The following is a 12,196-nucleotide window of genomic DNA, read 5'->3' as shown; positions in this document are numbered from 1 at the left end:
CCGCCCCGGGGCCGGTCGGCGCCTTGTACCGAGGGTGCCGTCGTGTTGGGCTCGCAGGTGTCCGGGGTGAGGAGGACGCGATGCGACAGCGACAGCTCGACGAGAGCACGGTCACCGCACTGGTCGCCGAGGCCACGGCGGCCCCGTCCATGCACAACGCCCAGCCCTGGCGCTTTCGCTTCGACACCGCCGAAAGCGTCCTCCTGGTGCGTGCCGATACCGAGCGGGCCATGCCCGGCTCCGACCCCGACAACCGGGCACTGCACATCGGCTGCGGTGCGGCTGTGTTCAACCTGCGCGTGGCCGCCGCCCACGCGGGACTGAGCTCGCGGACACGGCTGTTGCCGGAGCCGGGAGACCCGTTGCTGATGGCTGCCGTCCAGTTGGCCGGACCCAGCGGAACACCGGGCGTGGAGGACGATCTCGTACGGCTGCACCCCGCGATCCGGCAGCGGCACACCAGCCGTCATCCCTTCGCGGACAAGGACGTCCCCGAGGACGTACAGGCCGGGCTGCAGCGGGCCGCGGCCGCGGAGGGCGCCATGCTGCTCTTCGCCCGTCCCTGGCACATCGAGACGGTGCTCGACCTGGTCCATGACGCGGAGAGCCGTGACGCGCTGGACGCCGGCGCCAGGAAGGACCTCGAGCGCTGGACCCGGCTCGGACCGGAGGCGGACACCGCCGTCGACGGCGTCCCCGAGTACGCGTTTGGGCCGCGCAAGCGGGACGGCAAGGCTCCTCTGCGGGACTTCGCGGGCCGTCGGCCGGTGGCCGACCGCGGCAGCACCGCCTTCGAGCACACCCCTCATCTGGCGCTGCTGAGCACCTCCGGCGACGAGCCCGCCGACTGGCTGCGCGCCGGACAGGCTCTGGAGCGCGTCCTGCTCGAAGCCACGCTGGCCAACCTGGCCACCTCCCTGACCTCCCATCCGCTGGAGAGCGCCGACCTGCGCCGACTGGCCCGCGACCCGGTGTCGGGCACGGGCCAGGTGCAGATGGTGCTGCGCCTCGGCTACGGGCCCCGGGGTCCGGCCACGCCGCGCCGGCCGGTGGCCGACGTGCTCGACATCGTGTGAGACGCCGGGTGACCGGACCGTGCGGGATCCGGCGGTGTGCTCAATGTCCACTGAGGCTCAGTGTTTTGTGAGGTCGGCGCCCTCGGCGCGGAGCACCTGCAGTCGGCGCCGGTACTCCTCCTCGTCGATCTCGCCGCGTGCGAAGCGCTCGGCGAGCAGCTGCTCGGGCGAGGCCGGCGCGGGGGGTGTCCAGGGTGTGCGGTGCGGTCCCGTCGGCTGTGGGCGCTCGAGGGCGCGCAGCAGCAGCACGAAGGCGGCGATGAGCAGCCCCCAGAAGACGACCATGCCGAGGGATGCTCCGAACCACCCCCAGCCGCTCATGTGGCGGTCGTACCAGAACATCATGGCGATCACTTCCTGACAGCGAGGACCGGAGCCGGGATGCGGCTGCACGCTCCGGCCACTACCAAGGTCCCGCCGTACCTCACAGGAATGCAGGGGCCGGATCGCCCTCCGGACGGGACGGTGGTCCCTGCCGCTCGGTGCTGCTCAGGAACTCGGGACCAATGGGTCCGCCCGGGGGACTTGTGGCCGCTCACCGCGGCCGCGGCCGAGCAGAAGGATCGATCACGGAACGTCGCCGGCCTGGAGGACCGAACCATGCGCATCGTCATCGCCCTCGGCGGCAACGCCCTGCTGCACCGCGGCGAACGCCCCGACGCGGACGTGCAGCAGGCGAACATCGACCGGGTCACCACCGCGATCGCCGCCCTCGCCCACGAACACGAAGTCGTCCTCACGCACGGCAACGGGCCCCAGATCGGCCTGCTCGCCATGGAGAGCGCCGCCGACCCCGCCCTCAGCGCCCCGTATCCGCTGGATCTGCTCGGCGCCCAGACCCAGGGCATGATCGGCTCCCTCCTGGTGCGCACCCTGTACGACACCCTGCCCGGGCACCGGATCGCCGCGCTGGTCACCCACACCCTCGTGCGGGCCGACGACCCCGCGTTCCGGCATCCCACGAAGTACGTCGGCCAGGTCTACCCCCGGGACACCGCCCGCTCCCTCGCCCGCGAGCGCGGCTGGCACATCGCCCAGGAGACCGCAGGATGGCGGCGTGTCGTCCCCTCGCCCATGCCCGAGCGGATCGTGGAGACCGACACCATCCACGACCTGCTCACCGTCGGCACGCTGGTGATCTGCGCCGGCGGCGGGGGCGTGCCCGTGACCGCCGACAGGGACACCGGTGCGCTGAGCGGGGTCGAGGCCGTCGTCGACAAGGATCTGACGGCCGCGCTGCTCGCCGAGGACCTCAAGGCCGACTTCCTGCTCATCCTCACCGACGTCCCGAACATCTACGTCGACTACGGCACCCCGAAACAGCGGCCCCTCCTCGATGCCACCCCCGCCGTGCTGCGCCGCGGTGGCTTCCCCGCGGGCTCGATGGGCCCCAAGGCCACTGCCGCCGCCCGGTTCGTGGAACGCACCGGGGGCCTGGCCGCGATCGGCGCACTCGACGCGGCGTACGAGATCGTGCACGGCCGGTCGGGGACGCTCGTGCGGCCGGAGATACCGGCGGCCTGACGGGCGGAGCGGGCCTCCACGGAAGTGACGGCTCGTCATAAGCGCCTGACTCATGGGCCATTCGGTCCCCGGCAGGGACGTCAGGCCCCTCCTGACCCGTACGCCCGGCTCGTGAGACTGGAGCGCATCCCCGAAGGAGGTCGTACATGCCCATCCTCACCGTCGGTCTCGACGGCTCGCCCCAGAGCCTCGCCGCGGCCGACTGGGCCGCCCGCGAGGCACAGCAGCGCGAGGCGTCCCTGCGTCTGGTCCACGCCTGGGAACCCCAGCCCCGCAGCTACGCACCCCTGGCCGGCGCCTACGCGCTGCCCTCCGTCGAGACGGAGCACGCGTGGGCCGGGCACATGCTGCGCGAGGCCGAGTCCCGGCTCGCCGAGCACCACCCCGGCCTGCGGATCACCACCCTGCAGACCGTGGGACCGCCCGCCGCCGCACTGCTCGCCGCCGCCGAGGACGCCGACCTGCTGGTCCTCGGATCACGCTGCCTCGGCGCAGTGGCCGGATTCCTGGTCGGCTCCGTCGCGCTCGCCGCGGTGGCCCGCAGCGAGCGGCCCGTGGTCCTCGTGCGTGCCGGTGAGCACGCCACGGACGAACACCGGACGGACGCCCCGGGATCCGTGTCCACCGGCACGCCCTACCGTGACGTCGTCCTGGGCCTGGACCTGGCGGACTGCGCCGATGCCGTCCTCGGGTTCGCGTTCGAGGCGGCCCAGCGGCGCGCGGCCGACCTGCGGGTGCTCCACGGCTGGAGCCCGCCGCCCTCCCACGGCTACGGCGCGGCCTTCGACGCCGGGCCCGACGCCGAACCGGCCGAGCAGGTGCGCGACCGCCTGGCAGAGGTGCTGAAGCCGTGGAAGGACAAGTTCCCCGGCGTCCGCGTGCGCGAGCAGGCCGTGGTCGGCAGCGCGGGCCGGCACCTCGTGCACGCCTCCCGGGACGCGGCCCTGTTCGTCGTGGGCCGCCGAAACCGCCGGGCGCTCATCGGGGGCCACATCGGCCCGGTCACGCACGCGGCACTGCAGCACGCCTCCGCGCCGGTCGCGGTCGTCCCGCACGACTGATCACGGCAGTTCCTCAGGACGCTCCGGCTCGATGCCGCCCATGTCGAGACGGAAGGGCGGATAGACGTCCGTCATCAGGGCGGCGTACGCGGCGACCCGCAGCACCCACCGGTTCAGGCCCAGGATCAGGTCGAACAGAGCCCGGGGGTACTTCTCGGTGAAGGCCAGGGCCACGGCGGCGATCACCGCCAGCACGGCGACCAGGCCGCCGTCCCACCAGCCGAGGTGGTAGCCGCCCAGGAAGAACCCGACGACGATGTAGTGCGGGATCGCCAGCAGCCACCACTTCACCAGCACCAGCCCCCGGGACAGCCGCTCGGGGTAGGCGATGTCCAGCCGCGCCGGATAGTCGGGTTCCTCGCCCAGGCTGAACGGCGGATACCGGTCGGTGCCCAGAGCGCCGTACGAGTAGTAGGCCACCCGCCAACTCCAGCGCAGCACCCCGAGGTTGAAGTCGAACAGGGAACGCGGGTAGCGCTCGGTGAACAGGATGGCGAAGAACGCGATCACGCTCACCGCGGTGAAGGCGATCCAGAGGAAGAACAGCACCACGTAGTGGGGGACGACCAGGATCCACTTCACCAGCCACAGCCACCGGGACAGCGGCAGGTCGAGCACCGCGTTCACCCGTACGGGGCGGTCCGCCGTTCCTGCGAGGGTCGTCATGGCGATCAACTCCTCCGGCCCATGGCGCCGCGCGCGCCGACTCGGGCCCAAGCCCAGCGTGGCCGTCGAACGGCCGCCCGGGCGCGGGCCGTTGGGCGCCTTTCCGGGGCCATCGGTCCCGGTCCGAGGGGGCCGGCGAGGACTCCCGCCAGGGCTTCGGGGCCGACCGGCCCTGGTCTCCCGGCCCGGAAGAGGGGAAGGATCCTGTTTTTGACGCCGGATGCGCAACCCGGCGCGGACCGTACGACAAGGAGCATCCGATGGCGGACGGAGAGCGGTCCGGATCCGACGACCCGATCCGGGTCTTCCTGCTGGACGACCACGAGGTCGTACGGCGCGGGGTGCGTGATCTCCTCGACGACGAGCCGGACATCACCGTGGTCGGCGAGGCCGCCACCGCCGCACAGGCACTGGTGCGGGTTCCGGCGCTGCGCCCGCAGGTGGCGGTGCTGGACGTGCGCCTGCCCGACGGCGACGGGGTGAGCGTCTGCCGGGAACTGCGCTCGGACATGCCCGAGTTGGCCTGTCTGATGCTGACCTCGTTCGACGACGAGGAGGCCCTGCTGGACTCGATCATGGCGGGCGCCTCCGGATACGTCCTCAAGCAGATCCAGGGTGCGGACCTGGTGTCGGCCGTGCGCACGGTGGCCGCCGGCCAGTCGCTGCTCGACCCGAGCGCCACCACCAAGCTGATGGCCCGGCTGCGCAGCGGTCCGGAGCCGGAGGAGCCCGACGTCCTGCCCGGCCTGACCGACCGGGAGCGGGAGATCCTGGCCCTGATCGGCGAGGGCCTGACCAACCGGCAGATCGGCCGGCGGCTCTTCCTCGCCGAGAAGACGGTGAAGAACCACATCTCCCGGCTGCTGGCCAAACTCGGCGTGGAACGGCGCATCCAGGCCGCCGTCATCGCGACCCAGGCCCAGGACCGGCTCCGCCGGGAAGGGCACTGACACCGCGGGCCGAACGTCCCCGGGCTCGCCCCCGCATGGCCCAAGCCCCGCCCGGTGCACCGCCCTCAGGCTGGCGGCAGACCCCGGACACCGCCCGGGACCGATGGGGAGGACGAGGGACATGAGCGTGCGCGTGGGCATCAACGGCTTCGGCCGTATCGGACGCAACTACCTGCGCTGTGTGCTGGAGCGCGCGGAGAACGGCAGCGGCACACCGGTCGAGGTCGTGGCGGTGAACGACATCACCTCGCCCGCGGCCCTGGCCCATCTGCTGGCCTACGACTCGACGTACGGCCGCATCGGCCGCACCGTCGAGCACGACGACACCTCCCTCACCGTCGACGGCCGGCGCATCGCCGTGACCGCCGAACGCGACCCGGCCGCCCTCGCCTGGGGCGAGTACGGCGTGGACGTCGTGATCGAGTCCACCGGCCGCTTCCGCACCCGCGAGCAGGCCGGAGTGCACCTGAAGGCCGGCGCCCGCAAGGTGCTGCTGTCGGTGCCGGGCAAGGGCGTCGACGCGACCGTCGTGATGGGCGTCAACGAGGGCACCTACGACCCGGAGACCGACCACGTCGTCTCCAACGCCTCCTGCACCACCAACTGCGTGGCCCCCATGGTCAAGGTCCTCGACGAGCACTTCGGCATCGTCAAGGGTCTGATGACCACCATCCACGGCTACACCAACGACCAGGTCGTCCTCGACGGCCCGCACAAGGACCTGCGCCGCGGCCGCAGCGCCGCCGTCAACATCATCCCCACCAGCACCGGGGCCGCCCGCGCCGTCGGCCTGGTCCTGCCGCAGCTGGCCGGCACCCTCGACGGCATCGCCGTCCGGGTGCCCGTGGAGGACGGCTCGCTGACCGACCTGAGCGTGGTGCTGGAGCGGCCCGCGTCCGCCGACGAGATCAACGCCGCGTACCGGGAGGCCGCCGCGGGGCCGCTGAAGGGCGTCCTGCGGGTCAGCGACGCCCCGATCGTCTCCCGCGACGTCGTCGGCGACCCGGCCTCGTGCGTCCTGGACGCCCCGCTGACCCAGGCGCACGGCGACCTCGTCAAGGTCTTCGGCTGGTACGACAACGAATGGGGCTACACCAACCGCCTGCTCGACCTCACCGAGTACGTCGCCACCCGGCTGCCCCGCGGCTGACCGGCGACCAGGGCCGTCCGACCTGCCGGATCCCCTAACGCCCCCTGTCCAGGACCGTTACCGTGGCACATGACCCATGTGTTCGGTCAACAGCACGGCCAGGGACCTGGAGGACCATCGGTGGGAAGCTCTGAGGAGCCGCGGGAAGCGCGTACAAGGCTCCCGCAGCTGAGGCTGGACGACCTGCTCGAGGAGCTGCAGGCCCGTCTCGACGCGGCCCGCGGCACTCGCGACCGGGTGCACAGCCTCCTCGAGGCGGTGCTCTCGGTGGGCCGCGAGCTCGACCTCGAGCAGGTGCTGCACAGCATCGTGGAGGCCGCGGCCACCCTGGTCGACGCGGAGTACGCCGCCCTCGGCGTGATCGGACCGGACGGCAAGCGGCTCTCGGCCTTCCACACCGTCGGCGTCACCGAGGAGCAGATCGCCCACATCGGTCCCTTCCCGGAGGGACACGGCATCCTCGGGGAACTGATCAGCCACCCCGTGCCCCTGCGCCTGGTGAAGATCTCCGAACACGCCTCCTCGTACGGCTTCCCGCCCCACCACCCGCCGATGAACACCTTCCTCGGCGTCCCGATCCGGGTGCGCGACCAGGTCTTCGGCAACCTGTACCTGACCGAGAAGAGGGGCGGAGTGCAGTTCGACCAGGAGGACGAGTCGGTGCTGTCGACCCTGGCCGTCGCGGCCGGCGTCGCGATCGACAACGCCCGCCTGTACGAGGAGTCCCGGCTGCGCGAACGCTGGCTGCAGGCCAACGCGGAGATCACCCACAGCCTGATGTCCGGCCGTACGCGCACCGACGTGCTCGGCCTGATCGCCGAGCGGGCCGGTGAGATCACCGGCTCGGCGCTGGCGGCGGTCGCGTTGCCCATGGAGGAGACCGGGTCGCTCGCCGTGGAGATCGCCGTCGGGATGGACGCCGAGGCGCACCGCGGGCTCGTCCTGCCCATGGACCGCAGCCTGATGGGGCTGGCCTTCTCCGGCGCCGGACCGGTGACCAGCGTGGACGTGGGCCACGACAAAAGGATCACTCTGGAACCCCCGCGCTTCGGGGGACTGGGACCCGCCGTGGCCGTGCCCATCGGTACGGACGAGGCGGGTCCACGGGGTGTGGTCCTGCTGGCGCGGGAGGCCGGCCGGCAGCCGTTCTCGGCGACGGAGACCGAGACCCTGCAGGCCTTCGCCGCGCAGGCCGCCGTCGCGATGGAGCTCGCGGAGCGCCGTCGGGACGCCGAGGAGGTCGCGGTGCTCAAGGACCGCGACCGGATCGCCCGGGACCTGCACGACCTGGCGATCCAGCGGCTGTTCGCCACCGGCATGACGCTGCAGAGCGCGGGCCGCTTCATCGAGCACGAGGAGGCCGCGGACCGGGTGGTACGGGCGGTCGACGACCTCGACGAGACCATCAAGATCATCAGGTCGACGATCTTCGGCCTGCGCGCCCGTGAGGGCGGCGCCGGGACCGGCCTGCGGGCCCGTGTGGTGCGGGTGGTCGGGGAGGCGGCGCCGGTGCTGGGCTTCGCCCCCAGCGTGCGGATGGAAGGGCTGCTGGACACCGAAGTGCCGCGGGACGTCGCCGACCACGTCGTCGCCGTCCTCTCCGAGGCCCTCACCAACGTCGCCCGGCACGCCCGGGCCCGTCGCGCCGAGGTGGCCCTGGAGACCGACGGCCACGAGATCCGGCTGACCGTCTCCGACGACGGCGTGGGCATCCCGCCCCAGGGCCGGCGCAGCGGCCTGCACAACATGGCCGAACGCGCCCGGCAGTTGGGCGGAGCACTCGAGCTCGGCACCCCGCCCGCGGGCGGCACCGTGCTCGTGTGGCACGCACCGCTGGCCGCGAAGTAGCCTGCCGCAACTCCCGCGGCGAGGGCGGCCGGGGGGCTCGTCGTTGTCCGTGTCCTGCGGAGTGACTGCCGTACGACACAAATGCGCGCCTTGTCCGTTGGATGCATGACCTTTGGCCCGCTTCCCGGCTTGCACCGGTGCCGTCCAACGGGCGGCCGGTCACAGTGAGTTCACCGTGACCGAAAGGGGGACGTCATGCCGATGCTGCTGATCAAGGGCGTCTACAAGATCGTCGGAGCGAGCCCCGACGGGGACTCCGTACGCTTCTATCCGGACGACCCGAACGAGTGGGACCTGCTGCGGGGCCGGCGGGTCCGGCGCAACCGGGCGGGCGGGGCCCAGCTGCGGCTGGACGGCATCGACACCCTGGAGACCCATTACCGCCCGCCGCACGGGCCCGAGCTCCACCAGCCGGCGCCGTACGCGGGACGGGCGGCCCAGGAACTGCTCGACCGGCTGGGCTTCCAGAACGTACAGCGCAACGACCACGGCATCGTCACCGCCGCCACGCCCGAGTCCCGGCCCGGCTACATATTCACCCGCAGCGCGGACGTGCACGGGCGGTGCATCGCCTTCGCGGGCGCCGGCACGGCACCGGGCTCCAGCGGCACTCTCGTCAAGTTCGAGGTCTCCCACCTGCGTGAGACGCTGAACCACCATCAGCTCGCCGAGGGCATGGCCTACCCCACCTTCTACCGCCAGCTGTTCGTGGACCTGCGCGAGGAGATGACGGCCGTGGCGCAGCAGGCCCGCGACAAAGGCATGGGCCTGTGGTCGGCCGACGTGACACAGACCGGCGCGAAGATCACGGGGCTGAGCTCGCTGACCGATTCGGCGGTGCTCCTGCCCAAGCTGTTCCGCCGTCTCGCCGACTACCTCGTCCTGGGCGACGGAGACCCCTCACTGGCCGGCTTCCCCGCCTACCTGGCCCAGCGCGACGACCGGCTGCTCGTCCTCTCCAACGGCCAGTGGACGGGCTTCGACTCCGTCGTCCAGGTCACCGGTGACACCGTACGACTCACTCAGGCACCGGAAGACCTGGTCTTCGACGAGAAGTAGGGTCCGGTCGGTCCCTCACCTGTGCGGGACGATCGCGACCGGGCAGTGCGCGTGGTGCATCACGGCGTGCGTGACCGACCCGGTGTGCGTGCCGAGAACGGCCGGGCGGATCCTGCGGCCCACGATCAGCAGTCCGGCGTCCTGCGCCGCGTCGAGCAAATGCTGCGCGGGACGTCCGTTGTCCACCAGCTTCCGGACCTGCACCGTCGGGTACTTCTCCCGCCACGGCCGCAGCGCGGCGTCCAGCGCCTGCTCGGCGGCCTGGGCGTGGTGCACGTGCCACGCGTGCACCACACGCAGCGGCGCCGAGCGCAGCGCCGCGCTGTCGAAGGCGAACGCGAGCAGTTCCGGGCACGCCTGGGCGGTGTCCACACCGACCACGACGTCGCGGTACGGCGTGTGTGTCGACGGCCGGCCGTCCTCGTCCAGCACATGCTCGGCCTCGGCGGTCCCGGTGTCCCGTACGAGAACGACCGGCCGCGTCGCGCGGGCCACGACCGCGAGCGCCACCGAACCGGCCATGAAGCCGCCGAACCCGCTGAACGCCCGGCTGCCCAGAACCAGCAACTCGCCCTCGGCGCCCGCCTCGACCAGTGCATCGGCCGCGGGCCGCGCGATCTGCTCCGCGCTCAGACGCACCTGCGGACGGCGTTCCTCGATCCGGTCCACGGCCCCGCGCAGAATCCGCCGCGCCCGGTATCGCGGCGCCTCGAGTTCGGGCAGTGGCGACGCGTCGGGCGACAGGCCCTCCCACGCGTGCACCAGACGCAGCGGCAGACCGCGCCGCAAAGCCTCCCCGGCCGCCCAGTCGGCGGCGGCCAGGCTCTCGGGCGAGCCGTCAAGTCCTACGACAACGGGGCGCAGCACGGCAGACACCTCCCCGGACCGGATCCGCGCACTCGCAGCGGACCTCTGCACCACCAGCGTCCATGCGAGGGTTCGCGCCGGGCAGGGGCTGCGTGGCCCGGACAGCAGGTCCAACGGCCCTCCGCGCCCTGCCCGGGCGGTGTCCGGCGCACCCGCCCAACGGCACCCCGGACCGCGCCGCCAGGGCCGACCGGGCTGTTGCGAGTCCCTTCGGCCCAGTGACCGGAACCCTCCGCTCCGTCGAAGCTGGAGGCACACGCAGTGGAGGGAGAGGAACCATGACTGTCTCCACCCGCATAGCGGTCATCGGCGTCGGCGATCCGGACCGGCACGACGACGGTGTGGCCCGGGCGGTGCTCTGCCGGCTGCGGGAGCGTGCCGCCGAACGCCCCCTGCCCCCGGGCACGTTGCTCGCCGCATGCGACGACGATCCGGCCCGGATGATCCGGCTGTGGGAGAACGCGGAGCTCGCCGTCGTGCTGGAGCCCGCCCACGCCCGACCGAGCCACCCCGGACGCATCTACCGCCTCGAACTCGACGGCGCGGCGCTGTGGCGGGCGGGCACGATGCGTCCCAACGGCCTGGGCGCGGCCGTCAACGTGGCCCGGGCCCTCGGGCGGCTGCCCGGCCACCTGGTGGCCTACGCCGTGGACGGCGCGGACAGTTCGCTCGGCCGCGGGCTGTCCGACCCCGTCGCCGCGACCGTCGGCCATCTGGCCGAATGCGTCGAGGCGGAGATCGTCCGTCACCGGGTGGCGGCGGCGCGCAGCGCCTCCGGTCCGGCGTGGACAGGAGGGGCGGGAAGGCCCCCACCCGCTTCTCGCGGATCCTGATTGCGCGGTGCACGACCGTCGGCCGTTTCCCCGCGCCGTTTCGAGGCCTTCCCGTCACCACCAGAACACCACGCGGACACCGGAACCGGCCAGGGCCGAACGTCCCCGTCCGGGGCCGAACCGCCTCTGCAGGCGCCCGGTCGCGGGTGTCACCGTGGAAGTGGAGCCCTGAGCCCGGTTCCCGCACGGACCGACGAAAGGCGGTGGGGAAGATGGAGCTGCCCCTGGTCGTGGGCGTCGACGGATCGGACGGGAGTCTCACCGCGGTCGACTGGGCCGTGGACGAGGCGGCCCGGCACGGCCTGCCGTTGCGCCTGGTACACGCCTCGCTGTGGGAGCGCTACGAGGACGACGTCCCGTCCAACAGTCTTGAACGCCCCTCGGAGCGGGTGCTGGCCGAACACGTCGTCGCCTCCGCGGCGGAGCGCGCCCGGCTGCGCAACCCGGAGGTCAAGGTCACCGCAGAGGTGATCCCCGAGGAAGCGGTCGCCGCCCTCCTGCGTGAGGGCCACAACGCCTCGGTACTGGTGACCGGTTCGCGTGGCCGTGGCGAGCTCGCGGGCCTGCTGCTCGGCTCCGTCGGACTGGCCGTGGCGGCCCGTGCCCACGGGCCCGTCATCGTGGTCCGCGGCGACAAGGCCGGACTGCAGGCCACCCACGAGCGCATCGTGCTCGGGGCGGGCGACCCGGCGACCGGCGGTGAGGCGGTGCGGTTCGCCTTCCGCGAAGCCGAGGCACGCGGCTGCACCCTGGACGTCGTACGCGCCTGGCGCTGCCCCGCGCACGAAGGCGCCGACGACCCGCGGCTGGCCCAGAACCCGGCGCACCACCACGAGGAACGGGCCTCCGCCCTGCTCGACTCCCTGCTGGAGGACGCGATCGCGGACCATCCGGGGGTGCGGGTGCGCCGTAGCACGGTCGAAGGACCGGCCCGCAAGGTGCTGCTGGCCCGGTCGGCCGCCGCGGACCTGCTGATCGTCGGAGCGCGGCGCAGGACAGGCCACTTCGGCCTCCAGCTCGGCCGGGTGGCCCACATACTGCTGCACCACTCGGACTGCCCGGTGGCGGTCGTACCGCAACAGGCGTGACCGCGCGCCGCCCCCACCCCTGTCACGTTCCGTGACACGCTCGCACCGGTGCCGGGGCACGGAGAACTCCTCGT

The 12,196-nt window shown here is 72.7% G+C and carries 12 protein-coding genes; 9 read left to right on the top strand and 3 right to left on the bottom strand.

Annotation, left to right across the window (positions count from 1 at the left end):
• Window positions 1–80: 80 nt before the first annotated feature.
• The gene (locus ABZ880_RS24575) at window positions 81–1,076 is read left to right on the top strand and encodes a nitroreductase family protein (RefSeq protein ID WP_361266562.1); all 996 of its coding nucleotides are present in this window, start codon (window positions 81–83) and stop codon (window positions 1,074–1,076) included.
• 57 nt (window positions 1,077–1,133) lie between these two features.
• Here the strand turns inward: ABZ880_RS24575 and ABZ880_RS24570 are convergent, their stop codons facing one another.
• Window positions 1,134–1,421 (bottom strand): SHOCT domain-containing protein, encoded by a 288-nt coding sequence (locus ABZ880_RS24570; RefSeq protein ID WP_361266693.1) that lies wholly within the window; start codon window positions 1,419–1,421, stop codon window positions 1,134–1,136.
• 255 nt (window positions 1,422–1,676) lie between these two features.
• Here ABZ880_RS24570 and ABZ880_RS24565 point away from each other — a divergent pair, with 255 nt between their 5' ends.
• A complete protein-coding gene (locus ABZ880_RS24565; RefSeq protein ID WP_361266560.1) occupies window positions 1,677–2,600 on the top strand; it encodes a carbamate kinase in 924 nt (307 codons plus the stop codon).
• A gap of 146 nt (window positions 2,601–2,746) precedes the next feature.
• A complete protein-coding gene (locus tag ABZ880_RS24560; protein WP_361266558.1) occupies window positions 2,747–3,661 on the top strand; it encodes a universal stress protein in 915 nt (304 codons plus the stop codon).
• On the opposite strand, the gene ABZ880_RS24555 is transcribed toward ABZ880_RS24560, so the two are convergent.
• The gene (locus ABZ880_RS24555; RefSeq protein WP_361266556.1) at window positions 3,662–4,327 is read right to left on the bottom strand and encodes a DUF4389 domain-containing protein; all 666 of its coding nucleotides are present in this window, start codon (window positions 4,325–4,327) and stop codon (window positions 3,662–3,664) included. It abuts the gene before it with no gap.
• Window positions 4,328–4,587: 260 nt separating this feature from the next.
• On the opposite strand from ABZ880_RS24555, the gene ABZ880_RS24550 reads away from it, so the two are divergent.
• The 4 genes from ABZ880_RS24550 to ABZ880_RS24535 all read left to right on the top strand — a co-directional run bounded on the left by ABZ880_RS24550 (window position 4,588) and on the right by ABZ880_RS24535 (window position 9,334).
• On the top strand, window positions 4,588–5,277 hold the full coding sequence (locus ABZ880_RS24550; protein ID WP_361266554.1) for a response regulator transcription factor: 690 nt from the start codon (window positions 4,588–4,590) through the stop codon (window positions 5,275–5,277).
• 121 nt (window positions 5,278–5,398) lie between these two features.
• A complete protein-coding gene (gap, locus tag ABZ880_RS24545; protein WP_361266552.1) occupies window positions 5,399–6,427 on the top strand; it encodes a type I glyceraldehyde-3-phosphate dehydrogenase in 1,029 nt (342 codons plus the stop codon).
• Window positions 6,428–6,547: 120 nt separating this feature from the next.
• Complete coding sequence (locus tag ABZ880_RS24540; RefSeq protein WP_361266551.1) at window positions 6,548–8,275, top strand: GAF domain-containing protein; 1,728 nt, start codon at window positions 6,548–6,550, stop codon at window positions 8,273–8,275.
• Between the two features lie 195 nt (window positions 8,276–8,470).
• A complete protein-coding gene (locus tag ABZ880_RS24535) occupies window positions 8,471–9,334 on the top strand; it encodes a thermonuclease family protein (protein ID WP_361266550.1) in 864 nt (287 codons plus the stop codon).
• A gap of 15 nt (window positions 9,335–9,349) precedes the next feature.
• Here the strand turns inward: ABZ880_RS24535 and ABZ880_RS24530 are convergent, their stop codons facing one another.
• Window positions 9,350–10,201, bottom strand: a complete 852-nt coding sequence (locus ABZ880_RS24530; protein ID WP_361266548.1) for a universal stress protein — start codon at window positions 10,199–10,201, stop codon at window positions 9,350–9,352.
• Between the two features lie 278 nt (window positions 10,202–10,479).
• On the opposite strand from ABZ880_RS24530, the gene ABZ880_RS24525 reads away from it, so the two are divergent.
• Window positions 10,480–11,034, top strand: a complete 555-nt coding sequence (locus tag ABZ880_RS24525; RefSeq protein ID WP_361266546.1) for a hydrogenase maturation protease — start codon at window positions 10,480–10,482, stop codon at window positions 11,032–11,034.
• 212 nt (window positions 11,035–11,246) lie between these two features.
• Window positions 11,247–12,122, top strand: a complete 876-nt coding sequence (locus tag ABZ880_RS24520) for a universal stress protein (RefSeq protein ID WP_361266544.1) — start codon at window positions 11,247–11,249, stop codon at window positions 12,120–12,122.
• The last annotated feature ends 74 nt before the right edge of the window (window positions 12,123–12,196 follow it).

Origin of the sequence: Streptomyces sp. NPDC047043 (assembly GCF_040644055.1) — a bacterium.
In the GTDB taxonomy this organism is placed as follows: domain Bacteria; phylum Actinomycetota; class Actinomycetes; order Streptomycetales; family Streptomycetaceae; genus Streptomyces.
The sequence above is the reverse complement of the archived record's forward strand: the minus strand, read 5'-3'. Positions and strand labels throughout refer to the sequence as shown.